Raw genomic sequence first — 26,936 nt, forward strand, 5'->3', positions numbered from 1 at the left:
TTCTAAGTACAGTATAATTGCGTCATGAATACACACACGTTATAATAGTCACCTAATTACATATTAAGAGGTGCAGAAAATGAATAAAACAGAATTAACAAAAGTAGTAGCAGAAAAAGCTGAACTTACACAAAAAGATGCTGCTGCAGCAACACAAGCGTTATTAGATACAATCACAAATGCGTTAGCAAATGGAGATAAAGTACAGATTCTTGGCTTTGGTACATTTGAAGTACGTGAAAGATCTGCACGTACGGGACGTAACCCACAAACAAGTGAAGAAATGCAAATCGCGGCTTCAAAGGCACCTGCTTTTAAAGCAGGAAAAGAATTAAAAGAGGCAGTGAAATAATTACACATAGTCAAAAGGCTTTCCACACCCCAGCTTTGCCCCCTACCCTTCGCATATCCTGTTTTGGCTAGCTAATCTGGTTTGTTAAGGGGGGAAAAGAGAAGGAGGGCAAAAAAAAGAATCCTTTAAAAATCAGGATTCTTTTTTTTGAAGTATCGCCTATTGTAAAGTATTTTTATAAGAATGTGTAGTAGAAGGTTATAGCAAATCCGATTAAAAAGAGTAATGATACGAGGAGATAAACTCTTTTTTTGTTATCTTTTGCTATTATTTTATCTAGTGTAATAAAAATACCAACAATACCTGCGATTAATGCGAATTTAGAGAATTCAGATGGATATGTGAAGGCAACTAATGCGAAACAAGCAATAATCAATATTAGTCTATAAAACAGTATTCCTTTAGACATTTCCATTTGAGGAATCACACCCTTCTTTTTATATTTGACTAGCAGCGCAAACAATTGCGTAACCAGCTAGACATCCAAGACAATCACCACATGCACCTTCGCAAGCCCATTTAGCCCATTGAGGCATAGTTTTCCAGTTGTTTTTAATACAACGTTGAACATCTTCCCATTGACACTCCCACGGCTAAAGCCGCAAGTCCTACACCTTACGGTGTAACGGATGGGATTCTTGAATGACTAAGCATTCGCAGTCCATTTCTGTTTTGAACAGCCTTCAAGATGAGGATGTGCCATCACCCCTCCTAAGACAGACCATATAGGTTCTTAGGCTGATTGACTATTACCGCCAATCACAGTTGCGTAGCGAATATTCATCGCCCCAACGATATCACGATGTTTCTCAAACCCACATTGACACTTGTATTTTCTGTCTTGCGCCTTGTTCTTTTCAGAACATTTCGGACATGTTTGACTTGTATAAGAAGGGTTCACATATTCGACCTTTATGCCAACTAATGTCGCTTTGTACTCGATGAATTGTGCTAAACGATGGAATGACCAAGTGTGTAGATTTTTTTCGTTTTTACGGCTTGTTCGTGCCGTCTGTCTAAGGTTCGTTAGTTGCTCTAATCGAATGACAGAAATATTATTATCCGTTGCAAAATCAACGATTCCACGACTTACTTTGTGGTCTTGGTCTTGCATCCATCTTTGTTCTTTATCATCAAGTTGACGAAGAGCATTCAGTTTCTTAGCTTCTCCTAATTTCTTGCGAACACTGCGAAACTTACGTTTCATAAATTTGTTTTGCCTACCGTTCCCGAAGAAACGAACTTTATCATCATCTGTGATGGCTACCGCAGGAACTTTGAGACCTAAGTCTACTCCTAAAATCTTTGTTCCCATTTTTTCGTTTGTAGGAATCGTGACAGATATTTGAGCAATCCATTTAGCAGATTTCTTTGTGATACGAAGTGTACCTAACTTGTGCTTCAACAATTCGAAATTGCGATTATATTTGTCGATTAATAAAGCGCGAACCTTTAAACGAGTTGACTTTCCGTCTACCATAAACGGAATTGAAATGTGTGTGAAGTCAAATGAATAGTTTTGGTTATTCCATACACAAACAGGTCTTTTTAGAATCGGAACGATTTTGTATTTACTCTTTTTCACCTTTGTAGAAAACACACTTTTCGCATCTTTAATTGCTTGATTTTTCACCGCACTTGGGATATTGGCCTCAATATCCTTTGTACTTTTCTTCGTGCTTTTCTTTGCTTCAACCATTTCAGATACAAGGGCATTAATGACTTTTATATACTCGTGGCTACTTTGTTCCAATAGCATGATTTGTTCTTTTGTTGGAAGCAATTTAACTTTAACCGTGATGGTTTGTGGCACAAGTTTCACCCCCTCGTTTTTTGATTTTCAAGATAATGTTTTATTGTCTCACTTGATACACTTCCAGCAGTAGAAACAAAATAAGAACGCGTCCATAGGCTCGGCAAGTGTTGAAGATGTGGAAACTCTTCTCTCAAACGTTTTGATGTCACTCCTTTAATTTTTGCCATTGTATCAGCAGGACTAAGTGTTGGTGGTGTATTTAAGAACAAGTGAACGTGGTCTTTGTCGCATTCCATTGCAACAATAGAAATATCCAATTCTCCGCATATTTCTTGAACCAACTCCTTAATAATGCAGTAAGAATGATAACAATGGACGATTTTGCTACAACCAGAGTAAATGCACCGATTGTAACTATAAAAAAACAGTGATGGTAATATTCAAGTATACCGCTTGCCTTTAGAATTGGAATCTTGGGTAATTTCTTGTATGCAGGCTGCTTCTGCAGGAAAAATTTCATTTCCATGTAAAGTTTCCTTTGGGATTATAGATACAAAATATTATGTTGAATTCATTTAAAATTGGAATACATTTGATGTAAATAAAGACGGAACACCAACATTTTGCAAATTCTGTACGTCAAGACTAAATCTCTTAATCAAACCATATTTTATTATAAGTACCAAAACTCACTATCAACAACAAAGTAGCCTAAAAAATATTAAACATCCTTTATTATCGATATTATTAACGTCAAATAAAAAAAGAAGAGAGAAAACATTCTCTCTTCACCAATAATATTTTACAGAGTAAGTAGGGTAAAAAACTATATAAAGATGAACCACGAAAATACTTTACCTAGTGAATTATATCATAAATCACTCTAAAAAAATACATATCACATACAATTTTGTTTTATTTATGACAAAATTGTTAAATATTTGAATACAAAAAGGCTTTATATCTATATGAATAGAAAGGTGTTGGTGTGGTAATAAAATTTAAGGAGGCTTTCTATTATGTTTTCAAAAAAACAAAAATTATTAACAGTAATTACAACATTAACATTAGGGTGCGGATTTACTTTTGGCTTAACACCTGCTTCTGCGGATACTGCCAATAACACTTCTCCAATTAAGGAGGAACAGGTACGAATACAAATACCTTTCACGGGCTATGTTATTTCAGCAGACGATAATTACTTAATTGTTGCTGATACTTTTACGAAAGAAGAAGCACTTTATTATCAGAATAATTGGTGGGAGCTAGTTTCCCAAAATAAAATTTTAAGAGTACCTGTATCCAATGGTGAAAACTACAAATTAGGTGAAAAATTAAACGTATACGCTGCTGCTTGGACTTACTCTTTACCACCAATCGCTATAATGCCAACAATTGAAAAAGTAGTTGATTAAATACTGCTTATCTAATAAAAGAAACATTGCCCTAATTAGAGCAATGTTTCTTTTATTCATTTGGCATTAGAAATTGAAATGGATGAGAACAGATTTGGAATACTATTCTCAAAAGCTAATGTAAAGGAAGGGATTAATTCATGTATTCTTTCTTGCAGTGATCTCTTATCTACTTCTCCAAGTTCGTTCAAAAGTTCGTTCCCTTCCGAAGACTCATCTCCAGTGATTAACATGCTTAACATATCTGAGTTAATGATTTCATGAGGCGAATGAACTAGCCCATTCATCATTATATATTTTTGGACCAAGGATGAATTACCCTCATTCGCTTGCTTTACAGCTTGTTTAAGGTATAAATCAAAATATTTCTGTGCAAATTTCACACCTTTTAGCGGAACGGCTCCTACATGTTCAACACCTTTCCAACGTAAATCCGCAATTGAACTCAGCCACCATGCCGGCTCAATAGCTTGTTGCATACGTTGCAGCACTTTGCGTTCGAATCCAGGTTTATGAGTAGAATGTTCTTTTAAACAAGTATCTAACATTTCAGCTTCAATGGCAGCTACAGTCATCCCTTGTCCATAAATGGGATCAAAGTTACAAAAAGCATCACCTAACACTAATAATCCTGATGGCCAATTTTCCATTTGTTCAAAATGTTGACGAGTTGACTCCTGCGCTCTAAATCCTCTTGGGACACTAATTGGTTCTAACTCTTTAATTAACTCCCTCATCATAGGGGTAACTAATGAGTCCAGTTCTTTTTCATATTCTTTTGAATTGATTGGTGGATAGTGCGTACCTCCAGCAACAAATAGTAGTGCTTGGGCTATGTTATCTTCAATATATAATAACCCTACAGCACCAACTTTTTTAGCAGGATCTCCTTCAGAAATTGCACTCAATTTCTCTTTGATATGTGAAGGTACTTTATAATATCTCGTGCTATATCCAAAATTCACCTTTAAACGTTCTGTTTCTGGAACATCATATCCCATAGATGTAAGCCATTTATTGAGTTTAGATTGACGACCACATGTGTCAACTACCAAATCGGTTAACACAGTTCGCTTTGTTTTTAATTCGTCTCGTTCTTGAATATTAATTCCAATAACACGCTTGTGATCAGACGAAGCTAAAAGGCCTTTCACCGCTTGCTTTGAATAAAAATGTACATTCGGAATTTCTTGCACACGTTGGCGGATTGTCCATTCTAACAATGCTCGACTGCTTGCTGCACCTTTTCGTTCTATAACTAGTTCCAGTGTCCCATACGGAGAAAATCGAATCATTTTATCATTTTTGACATTATGGGCCCCTAGATTTAATAGATCATCAACATATCCAGGAAAGAAACGGTTCATAATTATTTCTCCACGTGGTAATACACGATGAGGATGAAAGTCTTGAGGTGTACCTGGACGTTCAGATGGTTTTTGAGGTAACTCATCTTTTTCAACAACTATCACTGTCTCAAAATAACTGGAAAGCACGCGTGCAGTAAGTAAGCCTGCAATACCAGCTCCAATCACAATTGCTTTTTCTCTTTTTTGCTGTTGATATAGTAATTGACTATCCATCAATAATCTCTCCTCTTTCTAAAAAGTATGTTTGTTCAACATGAATCTATTAAAACTTTTCCAGAAATCAGAATAAACGAATGATGATTCTTCATTATTTTAATCAAGGTGGTTCAAATCAGAAAGTACACTCAAATGAGTATCATTTTTTAACAAGATTCAGGTTCATATAACCTGTATAACTGCTCACCGTTTATAATAGTCTTTTTTAAATACCGCTTTATTCACCCTCCTTTTATATTTTTTATAATTTGCACCTTAAATGTATCACTTTTGTTATCCCTATAAATATTTAGGGTTTTTAGAAATATTTATTTAATTTTTGGTAATATTAGGATTCTATTTTATCAAATAAAAACTAGAAGGTTTGAGAGAAGTATGTAATGATGCATAATAAATCAACTGGATATTATGATATACTTTCAAAGAACTGATACAAAATTTCTTTAGATTGGAAAACTAAAGTCTTATCTACCTATTTGTGGGGACGCCTTATGGCGTCTTTTCTTTTTTAATATAAAAACCCCCAAGCATTCATATGCTTAAGGGTTTATCAATTGAAAGGTAGAGCTGTTTGGAATTCCTTAAATTAAGAACAAAGCGGGATTACTCCTAAACCAATTAATAAAGCTGCAGCAAACGCTGGAATTGGCGCAGGAATCTCCGATACCTTCTACAACTAAAAAGTATTGTCCATTTACTACTTTAAAACAAACTAATTGTATGGCTAATCCTCCCTTATGTTAGGATTAATACATTATATTAAATAACCCCGTTATCGATATAATTAAATAGTTTATTTTTCAGAAAATGTGTACAACATTCAGGGGAAGCACATTAAATTATCTTTCCTTTATTTTCAAAAGGACCTGCTCAATTCATACGTAAAAACATAAGGTAAAGTGAACCCATTAAAACACATGGAATGGCCCCTAGTCTTTTTCTCTTATCTAAAGGAGGAACTATTATTATGGGATATGGTGGTAGTTGCAGCGAAGGCTGCGGTTTTGCTGGAGGCTTTGCTTTACTCGTTGTACTCTTTATACTTTTAATCATTATTGGATGCAGTTGCTTCTGCTAAAATACTAAGGGAAAAGACACTCTTATTTGGGTGTCTTTTCTTTATTTCTCAATATAAGAGCTATAAAAATATGCTATGATTTTAATAGAAATTCCCTTGTGTGCAATGAGATAGTAATACCCAACAAAAACCCACCTATTTCCGTAGGTGGGCATTATCTTTATTACACAATCCAAATTATACTCTGATTTTTTCATCAACTTTATGCAATTATACATATCCGAAAAAAATACACCGAATGAATTTTATATATAGTAAAATAATAAACGTGGATACATTCTATAAAGCAGATTCTTTTGAAAGGCGTAACATACCAATCATTTTAGAAGGTGTCGCGTCACTCTAATACTGATCTCAAATCTCTTGTACTTTGTAAACTAACAATCTGGTGTATATAGACGATTCTGTTTTATAGGGTGTGTTTACACGTATAACAAAGGGATAATACGGATAAGTTTATACTAAATGAACGTGGTTCAAGTCGGAGGAAGGCACCTTAGGGTGTCTTTTTTTGTACATAATAAAAGCCTCACCATCCTATGGAAACGGTAATTCCTTTAAAACAAATAATAATTGTAAATATATTAATTTTACATTACATTAAAAGTTAGAGAAAGCTCTTATACTAATACAGTGCTAAATAGTAGGTGAAAAAATGGAATTTAACGATTTGGGTATTACCATTAAAGAACTTAGAATAAAAAAAAACATATCACAATCCGAATTGTGTCATGGAATTTGTTCACAAAGTCAAATTAGCAAGATCGAAAAAGGTGTGATTTATCCATCTAGCATATTGTTATATCAATTATCAGAAAGACTTGGCATTGATCCGAATCATATATTTGCACTAACTCAAAACAAAAGATTAAAATATACAGAAAATGTAAAATACGTAATAAAAGATTGCTTAAAGCAAAAACAATATAAAGAACTTTATGAAATAGTAAAAAAAGAGAAAAACTTAAATAATTTTCAAACAAAAGAAGAGAAACAATTTCTAATATGGCATGAAGCAATCGCTATATTTGAGGTAAATAGATCAACAAAAACTGCTTTAACTCTTTTAAATCATGCATTAAAACTAACTTTAACCAATTCTGATTTTTTATCAGAAAGAGAAATACATATTATGCAAACAATGGCTATATTTCATGGAGAAAACAAAGAATATGAAAAAAGTATTACGATATTAAAAAGATGTTTAACTAATTTTAATAAGTTAGATCTTCCTAGGGATAAAGAAATTAAATTAAAAATCATTTTCAATTTAGCAAAATGTTTAGACTTCACATATCAACATGAAGAGGCAATAAAATACATTGATAGGGGCATCAAATTAGCAATTAATCTAAATACTTTATACCTATTAGGTGAACTATTCTATTTAAAAGGTCAGTGTTTATTAAAGATTAAACAACACAATGTAGAAGATGTTGTTTATAACTGGAAAAAAGCATTATTTATATTTGAACTAACAGAAAAAGAATATTATATAAAAATGGTACAAGATGAACTTATTGAAATACAAAATAAAAAACACTCATAATTTCGTAAAAACTACTTAAAAAACCCACAGGAAAAGTTTCCGTAGGTTTTACATTTATAAACATATTATTATTTTTTATAAAACCGCATCTCCAATTATTAGATAACTATCTAATCCATTGGAAATGCGGTTTACTAAGGTCATTAATGTTTCAGCTATTCTCTTTATTTGAAAATTACATCTACCATACTAATTTAATATTATATTCCTGAAGCCAACTATTAACTTGAAGTAAATAATCTATTATACCTCTTGCATCATTACCTGAAATTACTTCGTCGTTTCCTTCTGCAATAGCACGAACTCTTTCTACATTAATTAATGGCAAAATAGGTGATTCAGGATTGTTCAACACATGTAACATCCAATCACTAATACCTTGTAGATAAGAGGCATCCTTAGTGCTTGGATATGCACTTTTTTTACGATAACGTACATCTTCTGGAAGTACATTTTCAAAAGCTCTACGTAAAATACCTTTTTCAATATTGTCTATGCTTTTCATTTCGAATGGGACATTCCATAGGTATTCTACAAGTCGGTAATCGCAAAATGGAACTCGTACTTCAAAGCCATTCATCATACTTGTGCGATCTTTTCGTTCTAGCATAAATGGCAAGAAACGTGTAATAAACATGTAAGACATTTGACGTTGCTTCATTTGCAGATCACTTTCACCTTCTAAAAAGGGAACCTCAGCAACTGCATCTTCAAATTTTTGTTTTTGATATTTTTCAGGGCTAATCTTCGCTTTAAAATCTTCTGATAAAATTTCTGTACTATACCATAAATTAACACTCCAAGGGAATATCTCTGCATCTAGAAACTTCTCTTGATGGAACCATGGATATCCTGAGAATACTTCATCTGCGGATTCGCCTGAAAGTGCAACTGTTGCATCTTTTTTCATTTCCTTAAATAACAAATAAAGAGACGTTTCTAGTTCTCCAACTCCAGGTAGATCACGCGCTCGCATTGGAGTTAATAAATACTCTATTAAACTATCTGATCCTAACTCTATAGAATGATGCTTTGTTCCTACATATTCAGCCACACGTTTCACCCAAGGTTCATCACGATCAAAACGAAGGAAGTCTTGCTCAAAGTCTTTTTCATCATTGATGAAATTCAGGGAATATGTATGAAGACGTTCCCCTTTATTCCCAAATTCGTTTCCTGCTAAACCTGTTAAACCACTGGAATCTAAACCTCCGGAAAGCATAGATACCACTGGTTTATCAGCAATTAACTGACGTTTTACCGTATCTTGTAAAACGGAACGGATTGTTTCAACTGTTGTATCAATATCATCTACATGTTTTTTACTTTCAAGTTTCCAATACTGTGTCGTAGTCGAGCCATTAGAGGTAAACGTCATGTAATGCCCAGCACGCACTTCATGTATATCCTTGAAAATAGCATGACCAGGAGTACGTGTTGGTCCAAGACAAAATATTTCAGAAAGTCCTTCTTTATCTACCTCTGCATCTACAAGCGGATGCGAAAGTAAAACTTTTAACTCTGAACCAAAGAGAATTGCGCTTCCCCTTTGCGCAAAAAATAAAGGCTTCACACCTAGATGATCACGACCAAGCATCAATTTCCCAAATCTTTCATCCCAAATACCAAAAGCAAAAATCCCATTTAAGTGTTGAACACAATCTTCTTGCCACTCTAAGTAAGCATGTAGTAATACCTCTGTATCTGACTTGGTCTGAAATTCATGACCTTTCTCCTCAAGTTCTTTACGTAATTCTTGATAGTTATAAATTTCTCCATTGAACGTAAGGCCAATCGTATCATTTCTATCTTTATACAGCATAGGTTGAAGGCCACCTTCAGGATCAATGACGATGAGACGTCGATGACCTAATGCCGCTCGTTTTGAAAACCAATGCCCCTCTGCATCAGGTCCTCGGTGAATGATAGCATCTGTCATTTTTTTTAACGTTTCTTGTTCATGAGACAGGTCTTTAGACCAGTCTATCCACCCTGCAATTCCACACATAGTGTCTACCTTCTCTCAAATAGTATAGAAACCGACTAAAATCCAATATCAGTCGGTTTTCCGTAAAAAAATCCGACTAAAAACATCTTTTAGTCATGTTTATATAATAAAATGAATTAAATAAAAAATCAAATAATTCACTCAAGAAAGAAATCACTGTCCCCTTTCACTTGAATTCTCATCGTCCGATTATAAAAATTATTACCTCAAACTTTCAACTTTATCCCTAGGTTATAAAGTTGCATTCTATTATAGTTATATACTAGAAATAAGAATGGTGTATGTTATTCTATAAGAAGCAAATAAAGGACTTTCTATTAGGAGTTACAAAATTACAAATGAACTGATACAGAATGTAAAGACAGAAAACTTCGCTAAATATTTCAAGGATAGGGTGTAGACAATGATCAAATTAGAAAAAGAAAATAAAAAGATGAAAATCATTCAATCTGCCACAATACTGTTCTCTACGCGTGGTGTCCGTAACACAACAGTTGATGAAATTGCAAAGACAGCTAAAGTTGGTAAAGGTACTATTTATTATTACTATACAGATAAAACTGAAATATTATGCGACTGCTATATGCGTCATATTCAGCTCAAACGCTCACAATTATTTAATTTATATAAAGAAGAAAAAGATGTTTTACTTCGAATACAAAAAATTCTTCATTATATCAGCCTAGAATATCATCAAGATCCGTTTGTTTCTACACTCTTTCAAGAATATAAAGAGTACCATTCACCTGAAATTACAACTTGTTTTAAACAATCTGAAGAAGAAGCAATTAACATGATAAGTGATTTACTCGAAAAAGGTTATCAGCAAGGAGCTTTGCATAAGGTACCATTACCGCTTACAGCTTTTATGTTAGTACGAATGATTTTTAACTACGAACAGGATTATATAAAAGATGATAAAAGTGATACAGAATTTCTACAATTGCTAAAACATATGCTTCTTAAAAACTAGTTTTAACAACAAAAAAATAATTGTGGTACAAATATATGAAGAAGAACGTGAATAATGAATGGTTTAATAAACTCTTTTCATTCTGGACAAACATACTAAATATCCAACGCTTATGTAGAAATGAATGAAAAAATCATATAAATTTTTCTAAAATTAGAAAGCCTATACTTAAATCTACAATAAAATAGTTCAGTAAAAAGAGCGTGTTTTCATCTATCTAAACACGCTCTTACAAATATTTAAACCCTATATGAATTGCTTATTCCATTCTGATTTTCTTTTAACTAATATATCTCTTTATATACGATTATCATGCCAGAAGTTTATTGGAAAATGATTGTTCTCATCATAAGCTTCAAATTCGTACCCTTTTTCTTTTAACCCTTTTATAATTGCTGGAACTGCCGCGACAGATTGTGGATGAATATCGTGCATTAAAACAATTTCCTTTGAAGACGTCGCACCTGCTAAGACATTTTGAACAATCTTTGCAGCTGCTACATCAACGGGTAATTTATTGTATTTCCAATCTAAAGAATCAATTGTCCAATCCCATACTTTCAAATTATTTCCTACCACTTCATTTCGAAGTGATTCATTTAAACCAGGCATTGATCCATATGGTGGACGTGTTAATTTCGGTGTGTTTCCAATAACGTTTCTAATTAAAGATTGATCTTCTTTCATTTCCTTCACATATTCCTGATTGGTGTATAGCTTTTTAAAATCATGTGTCATACTATGCATGCCCACATAATGGTTTTCTACATGCTCTCGTTTCACTAAATCTGGGAACCTTTTCACATTATCGCCAATTAAAAAGAATGTTGCTTTCACATCATTTTTCTTTAGTACATCTAATAGATTAGCTGTATATTTTCCTGGTCCATCATCAAAAGTTAAATATGCAACTTTTCTTTCTTTACCATCAAAACGACTAGGTATCAATTTTTTCAATTCATTTTTAGGTAGACTGCTCACTTGCTGAACACTATTTGCCTCTTCCGCATTTACCAGCTTAGGATTCGTAATAGATTGAAACATGTAATACCCTATTGCTACTAAAGTAATAGCCAACAATACACTTATAATTCTCTTTTTCTTAAGCTTAATTTTCATATTATAATCTTCTTTCTATCTTAATAATAATCTGTATAGGTGAAAATTAGTGCCCTGCACTAGCGTTCATGGCATTTCCTATAATAGTTAGAACTACTGGAAATAATACTGGTCCTAAGGTAAGGACAATGTTTAAAAGTATAATAAAACTATATAGTAAGCTATAATTTTTACTATTACGGTTTTCAAATACTAGGATGACTAATGTTATTATAGTAATTAAATGTAATAATAAAATTATCAACCAATAATACATCATTATAGTAAGATTCCACTTTCCTAATAGTTGGTATGTTACCCCTATGATTATCCCTAATATAGTAACATTAAAGGAAATAAACAAAGTTCTTTTTAGTATTTTAGGAAATGTTTTGTGATCCACAGTTTTATTATATAAACCGATTAAAATGCCCAAAGATAAATATGCCAGTAATAGCCCTACCCAATTCCAGATCCAATCTTGATCCCCCATTAAATTAAACAAAAGCGAAAGGATCCCTCCTACTGCAAAAATCGAGGAGATCATAATACTATTTAAAGCTGATTTCATACTATTTTCACTTCCTTAAAAATTTTACAATACAGCATTGAAGTCTACTCTTAAGTTGTCCTTTACTTATTAGAATCCTTTTCATTAAAAATCTTGCATGGAAATCCCATCGTATAATCCGGTCATCATACCTATTAGCATATACGGAGAATGGGTAGGCCCAGCAAAAATTACATGTACATGATCCCATAATTTTCAAACTAAACGAAACTCCACCAAATCCTACTCCACATGGTAGATATACAAATAGAGGATGCGATCCATCAACTTTTATTTGTATATCAATTATTCAGACGAGTAGCAACTACTGCATTACCTTAAAAACATACTTTGATTTTTCATCGTTAATAAAATAGCACATTTGATTCTTATTAACTTATGTTCCTCATTCTTCTACTGCTTTACTATAACCAGCTGTATATTCAAAAATAGTAGCCCCTTTGTTTCTAAGTAAATCTTTTTCCCACTTTTTCGCAGCTGCTGCCATATGTACATATGATGTTTTAAAATTAACCATACTTTATTATAATTAAGTATATATTAACAATATATTAAGTATAAGTAAATAAAATTAACCAAAATTTAATTTCATTTACTTATTTAAAGGGGATTACATATATGAACGATATTAATGTTGGTCACAAAATTAGGGCATTTAGAAAAGGTGCCGGATTAACCAGTAAGCGTTTAGCAGAGTTAGCTGATATAACACCTTCCATGTTAAGTCAGATTGAGAAAGGAATCACAAATCCTTCATTACAAACACTAAAATTAATTTCTGTAGCATTAAATATTCCATTGTTTAATTTTTTCTTAGAGGATACCAATACAGAAGAATTAGTTGTAAGAGCTAACCAAAGGAAAAAAATAACTTTTCCTGAAAGCGGCAATGTTTCGTATGAGCTATTATCTCCTAATTTAGATGGAGCACTAGAATTGGCTTTAATGAATCTGTTACCTCAAACTGCTTCATCTATGGAGCCTGTGGCACATAAAGGGGAAGAAATAGCATTTATTATGGAAGGTCAAGTGAAACTATATCTAAATGATGAGGTTTTACTTCTCAATACAGGTGATAGTGTTAAAATCCCACCTTATGCAAAGCATAAATGGGAAAACACTTCTTTAAACAAAGTCACTGTTATATTTGGAGTAACTCCACCATCTTTTTAATTTCAAATACTAGCGAAGAAAAGTTAGAGAAAATAATTCTCTAACTTTTCTTGTATACATAACTTTATTTTAAGAAAGTAAAAAACTTGTCTCTCAATTATATGTGATTATAATTTAAACGATTAAAAGTAATGAAATAGATCTTTTTAATTACATACTTAATTTACTTTTTAATGTCCAGTATTTTTCTCCATTAGCTTCAAAAGAGAATTCTACCCATCCATTTGGATCTTCACGATAAATAAAGATGGTTGTTCCAGGAGTTACTGTACCAACTTTATTCTCCTCGACAGCTACATCTGGTCTACTTTTAATTTTTAAATTAAATGGATAAGGTACCTGATAGTAAGTAGCTGATGATACAATATTTGAGCTTGAACCGTCTGCATACATTTTATATGGAATTTCATTAGATAACGCGTCGACATCTAATGTTTCAGGATTCTTTGGTAATTTTTTTGCATATGTATAGTCTTCTACACGAAACGGTTTAATACGTTCCATAATACCCGCAATTTTTGTAGCCCAGCCTTTATCTGATGCATATTTCACGTTCATGCCAGTTAATGTTGGCCCGTTATAATACATACCACTTTCTTCCAAATATCTTTCTCGTACATAATTAGCATTATAAGCAATGCTATCGCCGTAGCTTGGTAAATATTTCGCATATTTAAACGGATCTCCATCATATGCACGTAGACCGAATAAATTATGTTTTTGATATGCGATTTCTGATTTTCCGTATCCAGATTCTAAAATCGCATGCGCTGCTAAATAATGAGCACTCACGCCATATTGATTTTGTGCATTGATAAAATCTTGCCCATGGCCAACTAAAGGACTATCCGAATGATATTTTGCAATAAAACTATCAATCTCTTGAGCTGTAATTTTCGAAGCCACTGTTAAATTTAAATCTTCATATGAGGTAGCAGTAATAACCTCTTTTTCATCGTTTAAATTTTGTTGTAACATATCTGTTTTTGCAGTAAGTTGAGCAGCTTCAGCACGTGTTATAAATCTATTTGGTTGCCAACCGTTCTCGGTGCCATTAGAAATTTTTAAATCTATTAAAATATTGGCATATTTTTCTCCCCAATGCCCTTTTAAATCTTCAAATCTAACCTGCTCGTTATGATTTGCTGTGCTTTGTAGTTTATATGCATTTACTAGCATCGTAGCCATAGCAGCACGAGTTACTTTTCCGGATGGATTAAAGATTCCATTACCTTCCCCTTTAACAATACCAGCTTTTTCAGCAGCAGCAATATACGGAGTAGCCCAGTGGTTTTGTGAATCTGTAAAAGATGGTTTTGCATTAGGATCAATTTGTATACCTAAAACTTTTGTCATAATTTTTGTAGCCGAAGCTCTGTCTAATGATTCATTTGAACCAAAAGTTCCATCTGGATAACCATTTAATACCTGTTTATCCACTAAATAATTAACGGATTTGTCCGCCCATGTAGGAACATCAGGGAATTTATGAGTATCTGCTAAAATATTAGAAGAATAGGATAATATAGCTCCTGCAAGGATACCTGTTGCAATTAATTTGTGCTTCATTAAAATAAACACCTCTACCATTGTATTTATCAAATTGAGATTTTGTATTTTTATATTTACATGTTAGTAATAATAATGAAATCGTATTATCACGCATTCAATTTAATGTAACGAGTATAGTTACTTATATACACAAGTGTCAATGAATGTCTTTTACAAAAATGGATAACATTTACAAAATTTGAATTTCCCTGATCTTATAATTGACTTATGCATATGGTAAATTTAATAGTTATATTTCTTTTCGATTGTGTAAGTTTCTTGAATTTAATGCTTTATTTTTTACTCTATTAGATATAGGGGCATTTTATTAGATTATTTAGGCACCCTCTTCCGAATCCCACACTTCAATAAATTCAAAACCTTTTAATTCACTTTGTTCAATAAGTGCCTTCAACTCGTCTGAAATAAAGACAACCGTCGGATGAATTTTTCCATTTATGTAAACTTTAAAAATCATTTCATTTTGAACCATATTAAAATCAAATGCGAACTTTTCACAGCCTACTATAAGGCCTGTAATCAGTTTTTTAAAGATTGCTTTATCTCCATCAATTGCATCTAGTACATTCAACACGTGGACCAAGTAATATACCTCACTAGTTGAATTGCGTAAGAGTGGTAAAAATTCAACATTATCACCAATTAAAGGTTCAAGTACTTGCTTGGCTTTTTCACTAATCATTGGTGCACCAGTCCCTCCCCAAAATTTAGGCAAATCACTATGATTATCTCCTTCAATACACTCTATATATATTTTTCCCCATGAATTTGTTAAATGAGTTATCGAATTTATTTTTCCATCAATATATTTTTTGTGGTCTTCTTCAAAATTTAATAACTGGAAAGACTCATAGTTATCTAATACACTCTTTAATACCCATATTTTCATGCTTATTCCCCTTAACTATTCTTTTATCTTCTAAAGTAAAATATAATATTACGTAACAAAAAATCGTTTACTACTATTTACTTTGTGATTCTAAAATATATCTTGAATATAAATTACCATCACTTTCTATACTTATTCATAATAAAAAGCTTATACAAGTGCATAAGCTTCTTATTTTTTACTCTATTAGATATGGATTCACATTACTAATCTAATTAAATTAGATTAAATTTCTTTACGCACCCTCTTCTGAATCCCACACTTCAGTAAATTGAAAACCTTTTAATTCACTGTCTAAAATTGCATTTTTGAATTGATCTGATACTAAAAGATAGTTAGGATGTACCTTCCCATTTATATTCAATTTAAAAATCGGTTCGTGCTGGACAACATAAGGAATAAATACAAATTTTTTACATCCTATTATTAAACCTGAACTTAACTTATCAAAGATTGTTTTATTAGTATCAAGTGCTTCCAACACCCTTAAAACATGCATAGCATAGTATTTTTTGTTTGTTTGTTTATGAATTAATGGTAAAAATTCAATATTATCTCCTACTATAGGTTCTAAAACATTCTTGGCTTTTTCACTAATTATTTGTACACCAGACTTTCCCCAAAAAATAGGAGAATCGCTTGATTTCCCTTCATCTGTTACCTCAATAAACTTAGGCGTCCACGAATCTGACAAACTTACCATAGAATTAAAACCAGTTTTAAAATATTTTTTATCCTCTTCATAGTTCAATAATTGAAAGGTTTCATAATCATCAGTCGAGCTTTTTAATTGCCAAATCTTCATATATATTCTCCTTTATTATTGCCATTTATATAGTTATTTCTTGGGTTCATTTAATCGCAAATTACCCTCTAATAAATCTCTTCTTATCCCATGTAACACTTCAGCTATATCAGCTTGAGTACCACCCATTTCTATAACAGAATTCAATCTTTCTGTTACTTCTCTTATATACTCTTTTGAGTGGCTACCTATATGTAAAACTTCAGTAGTTACATAATCATTTATTTTATATGGTAAAAACACCCCATTGACCGCAGCATCATAACTTATCCCTATCTCTTGTAATAATTCCTGAGCTTCCACAGCCCTACTATCATTCCAAGGTACTATGTGATGTGCCGCATTAGGATATGGAGGTGTGTCAACTCCTGCATCTTTAAGTTCTGCACGTAATTTTTGAGATGCTGTATAAGAATCAGGATATTCGTTTTTCACCTCTACTCTATCAAGAACCTTATCTGCATATTCCTGAATTACTTCTTGAACATCTTTAACTTTACTTCTTCCACTAGTTTTGGAAAACATAAATGTTTCACGAGCTTTGCGTAAAACTTCAAATGTTTTTATTTGATTGCTTCCAAATCCACTTGCACCTGCAAATGCCAACCGATCCGTCAGTGGCAATTTATTTACGAAAGAAGACATTCCTGTAGAGAATTTTGCTCCTTTTGCTAATGTAGTGACTTTACTTATCCCCTTATCACCAATAAGTCCAAGTCCAATTTGTGTAAAAGCATAACTTCCCCACTTAGCACGACTTTCAGCGTCTCCATTTATTACATCATTAATAAACGAATCTGATAATGTGTTCCACATAGCAGGTAAGGTTTCATTTAAATGAGTAAAAGCGTACCCCATGTTCTCCCATGTTTCCCATTTACCAAGTGCCACAACACCATCTATTGTATCTTCAACTGCTTGACCCGTACCTTCTAAAATACCATCTATAATTTTTTCAGAAGTAGATTTTTCAGGAGGTTTCTTGCACACCGCTCCCTCTTCCATTGATCCTTCCTTTAAAAGATTATCAACTTGACGTTTTCTTTCATCAGCAATTTCTTGGATCGAAACGGTCCAATCCATATTTAATCCTTGTGTACTAAACGTACCACTTACAGGACTAAATCCTTTTCCACTTTGGACTTCAGCAAGGCCGGCAGTAAGGCTAGCTACAAGTTGAAGAGCTGTGTGGTAGTTATTACTGGACGTATAGTTAAATTCATATAGATGCTCTAATTTTTCTTGCAGTTTTTTTCTCATCTCGACTAAAACAATAACCATGGCATCTATTCCAGGCAATACTGTAGCAATACTAATCGCTTCTATACTTGCTACCATTCGATTAATTTCTTGAATTTGCTCTCTTATTTCTTGTTCAATGACATCTGTGGAAGCAACTTGTGATTGAAAATCGCTTGGAAATGCATCATTTTGACGGATTAATTCTTCACATAAATAAATGATACCTTGTGCTAAAGGACGAAAAGTTTGGACAAAAAATATTTTTGCACTACTATATGTTTGCCCTTGTAAAACTGTATCAGTTGCAAAGGTATCAATTGATTGGATTGCTTGCTCCATAGCTTGGATAGTAGCGACACATACAGCATTCATGCTTTGGGTCTGATTTTGTACTTCCCCTAAATACATATTTAAACTCATGCTTTGTCCTCCCTTTTTAATCGCTGTTGCCGATAGGTAAGGTCGGTTTCTAAATCAATAAGATTGCGTCTTTCTTTAAGTAATGTTTCTTTTTGATTTTCCAATTCCAATGTTAATTTCCGCTCAATATGTTGCGACTCTTGAAGCTTATTCATAAAAAAATGAGAAACATCTTTATCACCATGCCATGTTACTAAAATCCTATTAAATAAACGATTATTTCGATTTCTCAATTCGTGAAAGTCCATTTCTGCTTGTCTCTGGATTTGAATCTCTTTTTGATTTCGATCCTGTTTTTCAAATACTATCCGTAATTCATGATTAAATTCATTTATTTGTTTTTCCACATCTTGACTCATCTTATTCTCCCTTTACCGTAGGTTGCCATATTAGCGAAATGTCTTTTGTAGTTCGTTATCCATTCTTTCAAAATCCTTAGCTACTAAATGAATATTATCAATTGCTTGTTGAAAGGCCCCACAAAATTGTCTAGTTAAATCTAGCATTTGTTGATTCACTTCTTGCGCCTGAGCATTAACAGATAGTGTAGTACGGCTCGCCTTTGTTATAGAACGATTTGTCGCACCTTGAATTGTATCCGATGCATTTTTCATTTGTGTAGCAATTTGTGTAGCTGTTTGAAAATTACTTTGAAAGTTTCCCATCATTTAAACCCCTTCTAGTTCCAAAATCATCAAGGAAATTATACCATGTAAGAATATTTCAATGTATCAAATATTTCTAGTAAGGAATTGATAGCTCTTAATGATAAGAATGAAGCTTTTCTTACCGAATTTCAATTAAGAATCTCTTCAACAGATGTAGTTGAAATAGAACTATTAGAACAAATACTGAAGTTACGAAGCAAGTTATGCCAGTAGCAGGTATGGGTGCAATGGGGAACAAATATTTTTATAGAGTTTGGTTTAGGATGGATTGGAGATAAAGGAGCAGGTCAAATTGGAAAAGTAACTTCCCTTGGAGGCTCTGTACAATTAACAAGATTTTCAGAGCATCTCCCCCCTATTTCAAATCCATTACCATTAAAAGATCGATTTGCTTTTGCTGGTGGAGATGGTTTGCGATCTAGATTTGACACACCAGACTTTAAACAAGCTGAAGAAAAACTCTCTACCTATCAATTTGCTAGTAGTGGAAGAATTAATAGTAGCAGAACTAATGGTGGCAATGTTCCGTATAGTTTTGATTCATCACTTATGGAGCACCTTTTTCATGGGGAACTAAAACAAAATGGTGGGGACTAAAAGCTGTTGGATATCACCATGAAAGTATGATGGGTGGAGGAGAAATAGTTAGAATTACCCATGCACCAAATTCTGCGGGAGTATATAGAGCAAAAGTAAAAGTAGACGGTGAAACAAAAAACGCGCTTTCTTCATTTTTCCCTAAGGATTGGGATAGAGTACAGGTACTTGATTCTATCAAAGAAGCATACGATAATAAGATTCAAGTCGATACAGTTAGATATGTAGGACAAACATCCCACGGATTTAAAGTAGAAATGATTATACAAAATAATGAGATAATAACAGAATATCCTGTTTATACTAGGAGGGAAAAAATGAAATATACATACGAATTTTATCGTGATGGACTTGGCGGATTAAGAATACGTTTGCCAAAAGAAATTTCTATAATTTCTCATTTCTTGGAAGATATTTTAGATGATGAAGCAGATGAGTATATACAAATTTTAGATAATGTAGTAGACCAAAAAGTTCCGCAATATGAAATAGAAGGGAACGTAGCAGCAGTCTACATTGAACCTAATTACACCAGTGCTATTAACTTATTTATGAGTGCCCCAAATAACCAATGTAAAATTGAGACCTCTGAATTTAGACAACTACTTGTGTTGTGGCGAGATACAGTGGTAGCAGAAGGGAAAGATATAGAAGTATAAAAGAAAACTACCTTCTGTTATATTTAGATCGTAGATGCTAAACTCATAAAATTAAAGGCGGGAATATATTAAATATATTTAATATATTCCTACCTTTTTATTATGTGGCGTGACTTCACATCCATTAACTTAAAAATTTTTTAACACCCTAAAATAGAAAAACAATAAAAAATACATCTCTATAGAGATGTATTTTTTATTTAACAGGGATTGTACTTGCAGGAAAATAAAAGATTTTACAATTAAGATGCTACACTTAATATTGTTAACAATTATTTTTGCTTATCCCTCATTAATTGTAAACTACTACCCTTCACTTTCTATTTTATTACTTCATAAGAATAAAATGTTAAAACAGTTTTAAAATGAGTCTCTTTTTCACCTTGTAAGCTGTAGAGCTTTCATATATTCCCCTTTTCTTTCAAGAGCCTTTTTGTATCCTCAGCGGTTAATGCAAGCAAAATCTACTGCAATGTTCTGTAATAACTTCTTATTAGCTTACCTGAAGAAATCTCTTAAATTGATGGATGTGTAACGTACCGCTACTAAAATTCTTGCTTTTAAATCATTGTTACTGTATTATGTTTACGTAGCAATATAAGGATTATGGTATATGAAAAGGAATCAAATCTATAAGTAAGATTTAAATCCTTTTCCAAGTCAATAAGATTTTGCCAAAATCTAATATAATTTATGCTTGTCTTTGTAATATGTATCTAGTACAAACATATTTTTTATCAATAGAATTCTGTTTTCAATGCTAGGAATTAGTGTTCTAAACAAGGAACTATACAAAGTGATCTGAAAAACCTAAGAGGTATTGTATGTAGTTTGCTCATCTCCAGGTACTACATACAATAAAAGAGCCTTACCTCTCTAGGCAAGACTCTACTAATTTAGTTGTATAATATTTACATGATAACTAAGAAACAGAAAACATATAACACCAAATAGCAGCACCCTATTACTCCTCCTACAGCTAATACCTGTTTAACCCAACTCTTAAATTTTTGATTACTGTAAATCGCTTGCACTCTTTCCATATTTCCTCCTATTAAGGACAACCCTTATAGACTCTCACCTTGCTATGGTAACATTAAAAAATGGCTAATAGAGGCCTAATGTATAAATATGCAATATTGCATACATAAATGTATTGTTATAATTGTAAACGCTTACTATAATAAAGTTATAAAGATTCACCAAATCTTAATACGAAAAAAGAGGAGCAAATAATATGGAAATCGCAATGGCAGTTTTAAAATTTCTAGGTGGAGCAATCCCATTAATTCAAGAACTTCTAAAAGCATTTATGTAAATTCACTATTTAGCAATTATTTATAAAAATTATCATACAAATGATCTGTATATCAAAAATGAATTGATTTACAGATCATTTGCGTGAGCAAGTTCCCTTTAACATGACTAAGGGACTTTTTTAATTTTTAAATATGACTAATGTCTCCCATTTTATCGTACTGATTACCTATACGAGGTTTTAAAAGAACCACCTTGACTAAAATGATAAAACAAGAAATCAAAATGAGCCCCTTTTTTATTTTGTAAGCAGTAAAGCTTCCATATAATGCTCTTTTCTCTCAAGAGCTTTTTTTGCATCATCAGCTGTTAATATATAATCTACTGCAATGCTCTGTAATAGCTCCTTATCCGCATTTGGCAACTGAATCGTTATCTCTTCCACACTACTCTTATTATTTCCATTTATCTTATTAAATTCTTGAATACTTCTTGCCAGCTCTGCTAATTTTTCCATATGCACAGGATTGTTTACATCCAAAAATATATTACTTCTAAAAACTGCCGTAACATATTTCTTTACATTTTTCTTTTCTTTTTCTGCTTCTTCTTTTTTATCAAAAACAATATTTCCCGTATACATTTGTTCAAACGTAAATATATCGTTATTCTCTTTTCCAACATAATATGTATTGAACTTTTCTTTTACATCATTCGCTTCTTTTTTGATTTTATAATTATCACTATCTACTTTTGGAGAGATTCGTCCATCCAAAGCTAGCTGAAACTGCACATACGGTTCATTTACTTGCTGTACATGAGCTATCCGTACATCTGGCCCCAGTAAATCTTTATAATTCCCCGGTATTTCAACTTCATTTAGTTTAATAGAAAAACCATACTGCGATTTTGTATAACTTTGAGCTTTTTGTTCAATTTCTTTATCCGATATATCACATGATGTTAATAGTATTAAACTAAACATCATATTACATGTTATTTTTGTTATTTTCATATGGTATCTCCTTTTATGCCTACTTCATATGCAGAAATACTAATATAGATTTCCGATAAAGTCACGAAGTTTAACAAAAAGAAGAGCAGTTTTAAATTGCTATGTTTATACAATTTTATATGAACCAGAGTTAAATTTAAAGGAACTAAATCGTGCGTTTTCTCTTTATTCAACCATTTAACTTACTAACACTTTTCATAAGATATTTACACACTGCATTTAGGTAAAGAAATACAGAAATGTGTTTTTTTCTTTGTACTATCTAGATTTATGCTCCCTCCATGTTTTTCTACTATATGTTTAGCAATAGTTAATCCAAGACCTGATCCCCCATTATTTTCTCGAGAATCATCTACTCGAACAAATGCATCAAAAATACTTTGTTTCATATCCTCAGGTATTCCAATTCCATTATCTATAATGTTTATATATACTTTGCTTTCATCCTCAATTAACGATACAAACACGGTCGTACCTGCCGTATTATACTGTAGAGCATTAGATATTATATTAGAGATAGCACGGTATAGTAACCTGTTGTTAATTGGAGCAATCATTTCTTTAAAGGGTATTTGATATTGAAGGATTAAGCGCTTCGCTTGAAATAAATCATAATATTCTACAAGCAATTCACGAATAAACTCAGATACATCAGTTGGATGTACTTCAAAAGGGTAATCAGAATGCTCCAATTTAGACAGTTCAAAAATATCTTCAGTCAATACCGCAATGATTCGAATCTTATTATATATTACATTCAAAGTTCTTTCTCTTTCACCTTTTTCAGTAATGATCCCTAGTTGTAATGCTTCAACATAACCTTGAACGGTTGTAATTGGTGTCCTTAAATCATGTGACAAATCTACAAGCATCTTCTGCTTGGTTTCTTCTAACTTCTTCTTCTCTTTCTCTATTTTATCCAGTTTTTCCGACATAACATTAAACGAATGCTGTATTTGCATTAACTCAAAATATGTTTCATAGTTTAACCTTTTATCATATTTCCCACTAGCAATTTCCTCAAATCCAGTTGCTAGTTTATCCAATGGCCTGGTTATTTTCCTAGCAATTTGCCTACTAAATATATATACATTCATAGAGAAAAATACAAAAAATAAAACGATTGTAGTAAGTAATATCTTATAAAAAACATATACGTATTCCTCATTTTTATCAGAAAACGTATATCCATACTTTATTGCTTTTTTAGGAACCTTAACAAGGCAATATAATCTTTCACCTTTTTTCGTTACAAATGTTGCTACAGATGAATAATAAGGAAGTTGATCATTATCAAAAAATAAAGTAGTAAATTCTCTTTGTGAATATGATAAAAGCTTATCCTTTTTTTCCCCTTTGGTATAGATAACTTGTAAATTTTCATTAAGAATTTCTACCCAACCACCAAATGATTCTATTGATTCTGAATTAATAGTTTCAAAGTTTTCACGCACTACTTCACTTGCTTTTAAATTATTTAGCTCTCCTAGTTGCTTTTCTGTTTGGTACATCAAAAATATAAATAAGATTATTACCGTGAAACCTATTGCTAGTGCAAATATAACGTAATTTTTAATTAAGATATATAAAACTTTATTTTTCATAAAGTTCTTCCTTCCTAGCAAATCTATACCCAAGTCCCCGGATCGTTTTTATATAAACTGGATTCTTAGGAGAATCCTCTAATTTCTCTCGTAGTCTACTAATATGAACCATAATCGTATTATCATCTGCACAGTAATAATCAGACCATACACTTTCAAAAATTTGTTTTTTAGTAAATATTCTCCCTGGTTCTTCCATAAAAAGTGCTAAGATTTTATATTCCGTAGCACTGAGAGAAATGGATTCGCTTGATTTATAGAGTATACAAGAATGATGATCTAATACTAAATCACCCATATGAATTTGCTTCTCCTTACCTTCTACAGCCTTATCATTAAATTCATAGGATCTTCTAAGGTGAGCTTGAACTCTAGCTATAATTTCTAAAGCACTAAATGGCTTTGTAATGAAGTCATCTGCTCCAATCCCTAAACCGATAATTTTATCTACTTCTTGAGATTTGGCTGACAATATAAGTATCGGGAATTGTAACGTCTCACGAATCTTTTTAATTAATTGATAACCATCCATTTTAGGCATCATAATATCAACAATAGCTAAATCAATATGATTTTCTTCTAGACACTTTAAGGCAACTTCGCCATTTGAAGCCTCTACAACAAAAAAATTTTCCATTTCTAAAAAAAGTTTTAAAAGATCAATAATATCTTTGTCATCATCAACGATTAATATATTTTTTTTCATACTCTCCCTCGCATCGGTCAGAATTTTCAAAAATCCATTTAAGGTTATTGTAAGGTAAATGAAAGTGACATGAAAGACTAACCGTTTAATATACAGGTATGAATTAAAAAAGGAGGCATTATCACATGAAAAAATTTGTTGGAATTGCGTTAGCAGCTGCCATTGGAATTGGAGGTTTAGGAACTTTTGCTACTACTAAAACTCACGCTGCAGTAAACAATCCAGAATCAACAAAATCGGTTTATCAAGTATCTGATGTGCAAGGTGAATTTATGCACATTAAAGTGGGGAAACCTTGGTCAATGACGCCAAGCGGAAATCAATACAAATATGTCTTATTTAGTGAAAATAAAATTTATGTCAACCCTAAAACTGGTGTAGTAACAGCATATGAAGAAGGAGCAGCTGAAGGCAGAGTACTCGATAAAAATGGAAATGTTGTTGCTATTTGGTATATCACGGCTTTTAAATAATGAAGGGTTAATTTTACAAGGTCGAAAAGAGCATCTTTAAGTTTATTATGAAAGTAGTAAAAGAATTTCAAAACTTGTAATTAAACTAAAATAAAAAAGCTTATCCTTTAAAACGTAATGATAAGCTTTTTTATTATTCTTTTCATTTTTTGTTTTCGGAAGTATTTCTTTAAGATGATAGCAATGTGGTGCTATCCCATCTATATAAAGCTAAAACTTTATAGTGCCCCAAAACGGAAACAACGAGTTGCATTTATATAAATAGCTTTTGGAAAACTAATAATTTTGTTTAGGGATACTTTAAGATTTTAGCTTAAATGACATATAGTTTTACCTCATACAGATTGATTAGAATATTAAACTTAAACGTGTTATTTTTAGCAGTCTAAATAATCGGGTTCAATGTATTTTTCTGTTTCAGGAGAGCTTTTAATTTCTATAGGATATTTCTTAAAAGCTACAACAGTAATCCTATCTTCTTGAACTAAACTTCTGGATTCATTTATAGAAGAGAAACCTGTTCGCGTTAAAAAATTGTATAGAGAGGATTTTGTCATCCAAAAACTAGAAACATTATCTAATGATGCCCATTTTGATTTTAAACGTTCTTCTATTGATGAATTAGCAGAGTGTTCTAGCATTGTGTGTCCCTTATATTCATAATTATTATAAAGTACTGATACATTAGGAGTAGAAGTGATATGAGTATCAATTATTACAAACCTTTTGCATACTTCATACACTTTTTCTAAAAAGGGGAATACATCTGAGCAGTCTAAATGATATAAAATACCAGAGCATAAAACAATATCAAATTGACCATATTTTTCAGCACTTAAATTTCTTACATCATCTTGATAAAAAGTTAAGTTTTCCAACCTTAATAAATCTTTAGCGAATATAGCTTTTTGTATGTTTGATTCCCTTCCTTCTATCCCTACAACAGTTGCTCCTTGCATAGCAAACTCAATAGCGTAATGCCCCTCTAAACAAGCTAAATCTAAGATTCGAAGATTTTTAAAATCACATTGTGTGATATCTTGAATCATTGTCACAATTTTTTTTAATGCAGGATTTGGTTGTCGAATATCTCTTGTATATAGAGTATCCGTTAATTTAATATCATAAGCGGTCCATTCACCATATTTACGAATTATGTTTTCTTTTTCGAGAACAAAATCTTTCATGATACATTTCGCCACCTTTAACATAATATTATCTGTAATATATATCTTTATATAATCAATATATGTGTGTATAACTTGTATTTAGACGAAGGTAAACATTTTAAAGCTTGTCACTTTATCATGTGGTACGTCAACGATCCCTTCTTTTTGGGAGCCACTCGCAAATTTATAAAAATAGGCAGCTCAAATAGTTAACTAATTAAACTACCTATTCATCTCACCTATCTAAATTATAGAAATAATTCTAATTTAACTAATTAAGATTTTTTCTTTTACATAGAAA

At 32.2% G+C, this 26,936-nt stretch carries 26 protein-coding genes and 3 pseudogenes; 11 read left to right on the forward strand and 18 right to left on the reverse strand.

Going from position 1 to position 26,936, the window contains the following annotated elements:
• The first annotated feature begins 79 nt into the window (after window positions 1-79).
• A complete protein-coding gene (locus MR143_RS21125) occupies window positions 80-352 on the forward strand; it encodes an HU family DNA-binding protein (RefSeq protein WP_242280947.1) in 273 nt (90 codons plus the stop codon).
• Window positions 353-527: 175 nt separating this feature from the next.
• On the opposite strand, the gene MR143_RS21130 is transcribed toward MR143_RS21125, so the two are convergent.
• The 3 genes from MR143_RS21130 to tnpA all read right to left on the reverse strand — a co-directional run bounded on the left by MR143_RS21130 (window position 528) and on the right by tnpA (window position 2,509).
• Window positions 528-767 carry a hypothetical protein gene (locus tag MR143_RS21130; protein WP_242280948.1) on the reverse strand — a complete coding sequence of 80 codons (240 nt, stop codon included), beginning with the start codon at window positions 765-767 and terminating at the stop codon, window positions 528-530.
• 318 nt (window positions 768-1,085) lie between these two features.
• Complete coding sequence (locus MR143_RS21135; RefSeq protein ID WP_242280949.1) at window positions 1,086-2,165, reverse strand: RNA-guided endonuclease InsQ/TnpB family protein; 1,080 nt, start codon at window positions 2,163-2,165, stop codon at window positions 1,086-1,088.
• Window positions 2,166-2,170: 5 nt separating this feature from the next.
• A complete protein-coding gene (gene tnpA / locus MR143_RS21140; protein WP_472926436.1) occupies window positions 2,171-2,509 on the reverse strand; it encodes an IS200/IS605 family transposase in 339 nt (112 codons plus the stop codon).
• On the opposite strand from tnpA, the pseudogene MR143_RS21145 reads away from it, so the two are divergent.
• Window positions 2,456-2,687, forward strand: a pseudogene (locus MR143_RS21145) (hypothetical protein); the annotation flags it as partial. The gene tnpA and the pseudogene MR143_RS21145 sit on opposite strands and share 54 nt — an antisense overlap.
• 440 nt (window positions 2,688-3,127) lie before the next feature.
• Window positions 3,128-3,523: a DUF3221 domain-containing protein gene (locus tag MR143_RS21150; protein ID WP_000491765.1), complete on the forward strand. Its 396-nt coding sequence runs from the start codon at window positions 3,128-3,130 to the stop codon at window positions 3,521-3,523.
• Window positions 3,524-3,579: 56 nt separating this feature from the next.
• Here the strand turns inward: MR143_RS21150 and MR143_RS21155 are convergent, their stop codons facing one another.
• Window positions 3,580-5,106, reverse strand: coding sequence for an NAD(P)/FAD-dependent oxidoreductase (locus MR143_RS21155; protein ID WP_000378199.1), 1,527 nt, complete (start codon window positions 5,104-5,106; stop codon window positions 3,580-3,582).
• A 970-nt stretch (window positions 5,107-6,076) separates the two neighbouring features.
• On the opposite strand from MR143_RS21155, the gene MR143_RS21160 reads away from it, so the two are divergent.
• Both MR143_RS21160 and MR143_RS21165 read left to right on the forward strand, forming a co-directional pair.
• Window positions 6,077-6,187, forward strand: coding sequence for a YjcZ family sporulation protein (locus MR143_RS21160; RefSeq protein WP_080029753.1), 111 nt, complete (start codon window positions 6,077-6,079; stop codon window positions 6,185-6,187).
• A gap of 655 nt (window positions 6,188-6,842) precedes the next feature.
• A complete protein-coding gene (locus MR143_RS21165; RefSeq protein WP_000395477.1) occupies window positions 6,843-7,736 on the forward strand; it encodes a helix-turn-helix domain-containing protein in 894 nt (297 codons plus the stop codon).
• Between the two features lie 181 nt (window positions 7,737-7,917).
• Here MR143_RS21165 and asnB read toward each other — a convergent pair whose 3' ends face one another.
• Entirely contained in the window at window positions 7,918-9,744 is a 1,827-nt protein-coding gene (asnB, locus tag MR143_RS21170) for an asparagine synthase (glutamine-hydrolyzing) (protein WP_242280950.1), read from the reverse strand.
• A 403-nt stretch (window positions 9,745-10,147) separates the two neighbouring features.
• Here asnB and MR143_RS21175 point away from each other — a divergent pair, with 403 nt between their 5' ends.
• The gene (locus MR143_RS21175) at window positions 10,148-10,717 is read left to right on the forward strand and encodes a TetR/AcrR family transcriptional regulator (RefSeq protein ID WP_000593068.1); all 570 of its coding nucleotides are present in this window, start codon (window positions 10,148-10,150) and stop codon (window positions 10,715-10,717) included.
• 297 nt (window positions 10,718-11,014) lie between these two features.
• Here the strand turns inward: MR143_RS21175 and MR143_RS21180 are convergent, their stop codons facing one another.
• From MR143_RS21180 to MR143_RS21190, 3 genes are all read right to left on the reverse strand, one after another.
• Window positions 11,015-11,836, reverse strand: a complete 822-nt coding sequence (locus tag MR143_RS21180) for a peptidoglycan-N-acetylglucosamine deacetylase (protein WP_000694592.1) — start codon at window positions 11,834-11,836, stop codon at window positions 11,015-11,017.
• Window positions 11,837-11,882: 46 nt separating this feature from the next.
• Window positions 11,883-12,386, reverse strand: coding sequence for a DUF3902 family protein (locus MR143_RS21185; protein ID WP_000833537.1), 504 nt, complete (start codon window positions 12,384-12,386; stop codon window positions 11,883-11,885).
• A 385-nt stretch (window positions 12,387-12,771) separates the two neighbouring features.
• On the reverse strand, window positions 12,772-12,903 hold the full coding sequence (locus tag MR143_RS21190) for a hypothetical protein (protein ID WP_000247047.1): 132 nt from the start codon (window positions 12,901-12,903) through the stop codon (window positions 12,772-12,774).
• A gap of 101 nt (window positions 12,904-13,004) precedes the next feature.
• On the opposite strand from MR143_RS21190, the gene MR143_RS21195 reads away from it, so the two are divergent.
• On the forward strand, window positions 13,005-13,559 hold the full coding sequence (locus MR143_RS21195; protein ID WP_000997925.1) for a helix-turn-helix domain-containing protein: 555 nt from the start codon (window positions 13,005-13,007) through the stop codon (window positions 13,557-13,559).
• Window positions 13,560-13,709: 150 nt separating this feature from the next.
• On the opposite strand, the gene MR143_RS21200 is transcribed toward MR143_RS21195, so the two are convergent.
• The 6 genes from MR143_RS21200 to MR143_RS21225 all read right to left on the reverse strand — a co-directional run bounded on the left by MR143_RS21200 (window position 13,710) and on the right by MR143_RS21225 (window position 19,155).
• Window positions 13,710-15,128, reverse strand: coding sequence for an S-layer homology domain-containing protein (locus MR143_RS21200; protein ID WP_242280951.1), 1,419 nt, complete (start codon window positions 15,126-15,128; stop codon window positions 13,710-13,712).
• A 319-nt stretch (window positions 15,129-15,447) separates the two neighbouring features.
• Window positions 15,448-16,020 (reverse strand): imm11 family protein, encoded by a 573-nt coding sequence (locus tag MR143_RS21205; protein WP_000708233.1) that lies wholly within the window; start codon window positions 16,018-16,020, stop codon window positions 15,448-15,450.
• Between the two features lie 235 nt (window positions 16,021-16,255).
• A complete protein-coding gene (locus MR143_RS21210; RefSeq protein WP_000708212.1) occupies window positions 16,256-16,825 on the reverse strand; it encodes an imm11 family protein in 570 nt (189 codons plus the stop codon).
• Window positions 16,826-16,858: 33 nt separating this feature from the next.
• Window positions 16,859-18,487, reverse strand: coding sequence for an AHH domain-containing protein (locus MR143_RS21215; protein ID WP_000056085.1), 1,629 nt, complete (start codon window positions 18,485-18,487; stop codon window positions 16,859-16,861).
• A complete protein-coding gene (locus MR143_RS21220; RefSeq protein WP_000076391.1) occupies window positions 18,484-18,846 on the reverse strand; it encodes a DUF3958 family protein in 363 nt (120 codons plus the stop codon). The genes MR143_RS21215 and MR143_RS21220 overlap by 4 nt, the downstream gene beginning before the upstream one ends.
• A 30-nt stretch (window positions 18,847-18,876) precedes the next feature.
• Entirely contained in the window at window positions 18,877-19,155 is a 279-nt protein-coding gene (locus tag MR143_RS21225) for a TIGR04197 family type VII secretion effector (protein ID WP_002083393.1), read from the reverse strand.
• Window positions 19,156-19,380: 225 nt separating this feature from the next.
• On the opposite strand from MR143_RS21225, the pseudogene MR143_RS21230 reads away from it, so the two are divergent.
• From MR143_RS21230 to MR143_RS21240, 3 genes and pseudogenes are all read left to right on the forward strand, one after another.
• Window positions 19,381-20,063: pseudogene (locus MR143_RS21230) on the forward strand (EndoU domain-containing protein); the annotation flags it as partial.
• Window positions 20,064-20,069: 6 nt separating this feature from the next.
• Entirely contained in the window at window positions 20,070-20,411 is a 342-nt protein-coding gene (locus tag MR143_RS21235; protein ID WP_000878118.1) for a hypothetical protein, read from the forward strand.
• A gap of 1,131 nt (window positions 20,412-21,542) precedes the next feature.
• A pseudogene (locus MR143_RS21240) lies at window positions 21,543-21,729 on the forward strand (hypothetical protein).
• A gap of 237 nt (window positions 21,730-21,966) precedes the next feature.
• Here MR143_RS21240 and MR143_RS21245 read toward each other — a convergent pair.
• The 3 genes from MR143_RS21245 to MR143_RS21255 form a co-directional block, all read right to left on the reverse strand.
• Window positions 21,967-22,683, reverse strand: a complete 717-nt coding sequence (locus MR143_RS21245; protein WP_000704983.1) for a hypothetical protein — start codon at window positions 22,681-22,683, stop codon at window positions 21,967-21,969.
• 206 nt (window positions 22,684-22,889) lie between these two features.
• Complete coding sequence (locus MR143_RS21250; protein ID WP_000792427.1) at window positions 22,890-24,287, reverse strand: HAMP domain-containing sensor histidine kinase; 1,398 nt, start codon at window positions 24,285-24,287, stop codon at window positions 22,890-22,892.
• The gene (locus MR143_RS21255) at window positions 24,277-24,993 is read right to left on the reverse strand and encodes a response regulator transcription factor (RefSeq protein WP_000739374.1); all 717 of its coding nucleotides are present in this window, start codon (window positions 24,991-24,993) and stop codon (window positions 24,277-24,279) included. The genes MR143_RS21250 and MR143_RS21255 overlap by 11 nt, the downstream gene beginning before the upstream one ends.
• 125 nt (window positions 24,994-25,118) lie before the next feature.
• On the opposite strand from MR143_RS21255, the gene MR143_RS21260 reads away from it, so the two are divergent.
• Entirely contained in the window at window positions 25,119-25,466 is a 348-nt protein-coding gene (locus MR143_RS21260) for a hypothetical protein (RefSeq protein WP_000714875.1), read from the forward strand.
• Between the two features lie 377 nt (window positions 25,467-25,843).
• On the opposite strand, the gene MR143_RS21265 is transcribed toward MR143_RS21260, so the two are convergent.
• Entirely contained in the window at window positions 25,844-26,653 is an 810-nt protein-coding gene (locus tag MR143_RS21265; protein WP_000651398.1) for a class I SAM-dependent methyltransferase, read from the reverse strand.
• Between the last annotated feature and the right edge of the window lie 283 nt (window positions 26,654-26,936).

The sequence above is a fragment of the Bacillus cereus group sp. BfR-BA-01347 genome, from assembly GCF_022663835.1.
In the GTDB taxonomy this organism is placed as follows: Bacteria; Bacillota; Bacilli; order Bacillales; family Bacillaceae_G; genus Bacillus_A; species Bacillus_A thuringiensis_K.

What these genes read in the sequence shown, in the direction of transcription:
- MR143_RS21225 (WP_002083393.1), bottom strand. Translation starts at nt 19,155, where the DNA reads ATGATGGGAAACTTTCAAAGTAATTTTCAAACAGCTACACAAATTGCT.
- MR143_RS21165 (WP_000395477.1), top strand. Translation starts at nt 6,843, where the DNA reads ATGGAATTTAACGATTTGGGTATTACCATTAAAGAACTTAGAATAAAA.
- MR143_RS21220 (WP_000076391.1), bottom strand. Translation starts at nt 18,846, where the DNA reads ATGAGTCAAGATGTGGAAAAACAAATAAATGAATTTAATCATGAATTA.
- MR143_RS21205 (WP_000708233.1), bottom strand. Translation starts at nt 16,020, where the DNA reads ATGAAAATATGGGTATTAAAGAGTGTATTAGATAACTATGAGTCTTTC.
- MR143_RS21190 (WP_000247047.1), bottom strand. Translation starts at nt 12,903, where the DNA reads ATGGTTAATTTTAAAACATCATATGTACATATGGCAGCAGCTGCGAAA.
- MR143_RS21180 (WP_000694592.1), bottom strand. Translation starts at nt 11,836, where the DNA reads ATGAAAATTAAGCTTAAGAAAAAGAGAATTATAAGTGTATTGTTGGCT.
- MR143_RS21215 (WP_000056085.1), bottom strand. Translation starts at nt 18,487, where the DNA reads ATGAGTTTAAATATGTATTTAGGGGAAGTACAAAATCAGACCCAAAGC.
- MR143_RS21155 (WP_000378199.1), bottom strand. Translation starts at nt 5,106, where the DNA reads ATGGATAGTCAATTACTATATCAACAGCAAAAAAGAGAAAAAGCAATT.
- MR143_RS21130 (WP_242280948.1), bottom strand. Translation starts at nt 767, where the DNA reads ATGGAAATGTCTAAAGGAATACTGTTTTATAGACTAATATTGATTATT.
- MR143_RS21195 (WP_000997925.1), top strand. Translation starts at nt 13,005, where the DNA reads ATGAACGATATTAATGTTGGTCACAAAATTAGGGCATTTAGAAAAGGT.
- MR143_RS21260 (WP_000714875.1), top strand. Translation starts at nt 25,119, where the DNA reads ATGAAAAAATTTGTTGGAATTGCGTTAGCAGCTGCCATTGGAATTGGA.
- MR143_RS21125 (WP_242280947.1), top strand. Translation starts at nt 80, where the DNA reads ATGAATAAAACAGAATTAACAAAAGTAGTAGCAGAAAAAGCTGAACTT.
- MR143_RS21185 (WP_000833537.1), bottom strand. Translation starts at nt 12,386, where the DNA reads ATGAAATCAGCTTTAAATAGTATTATGATCTCCTCGATTTTTGCAGTA.
- MR143_RS21200 (WP_242280951.1), bottom strand. Translation starts at nt 15,128, where the DNA reads ATGAAGCACAAATTAATTGCAACAGGTATCCTTGCAGGAGCTATATTA.
- MR143_RS21265 (WP_000651398.1), bottom strand. Translation starts at nt 26,653, where the DNA reads ATGAAAGATTTTGTTCTCGAAAAAGAAAACATAATTCGTAAATATGGT.
- MR143_RS21175 (WP_000593068.1), top strand. Translation starts at nt 10,148, where the DNA reads ATGATCAAATTAGAAAAAGAAAATAAAAAGATGAAAATCATTCAATCT.
- MR143_RS21245 (WP_000704983.1), bottom strand. Translation starts at nt 22,683, where the DNA reads ATGAAAATAACAAAAATAACATGTAATATGATGTTTAGTTTAATACTA.
- MR143_RS21210 (WP_000708212.1), bottom strand. Translation starts at nt 16,825, where the DNA reads ATGAAGATTTGGCAATTAAAAAGCTCGACTGATGATTATGAAACCTTT.
- MR143_RS21235 (WP_000878118.1), top strand. Translation starts at nt 20,070, where the DNA reads ATGAAATATACATACGAATTTTATCGTGATGGACTTGGCGGATTAAGA.
- MR143_RS21250 (WP_000792427.1), bottom strand. Translation starts at nt 24,287, where the DNA reads ATGAAAAATAAAGTTTTATATATCTTAATTAAAAATTACGTTATATTT.
- MR143_RS21160 (WP_080029753.1), top strand. Translation starts at nt 6,077, where the DNA reads ATGGGATATGGTGGTAGTTGCAGCGAAGGCTGCGGTTTTGCTGGAGGC.
- MR143_RS21255 (WP_000739374.1), bottom strand. Translation starts at nt 24,993, where the DNA reads ATGAAAAAAAATATATTAATCGTTGATGATGACAAAGATATTATTGAT.
- MR143_RS21150 (WP_000491765.1), top strand. Translation starts at nt 3,128, where the DNA reads ATGTTTTCAAAAAAACAAAAATTATTAACAGTAATTACAACATTAACA.
- asnB (WP_242280950.1), bottom strand. Translation starts at nt 9,744, where the DNA reads ATGTGTGGAATTGCAGGGTGGATAGACTGGTCTAAAGACCTGTCTCAT.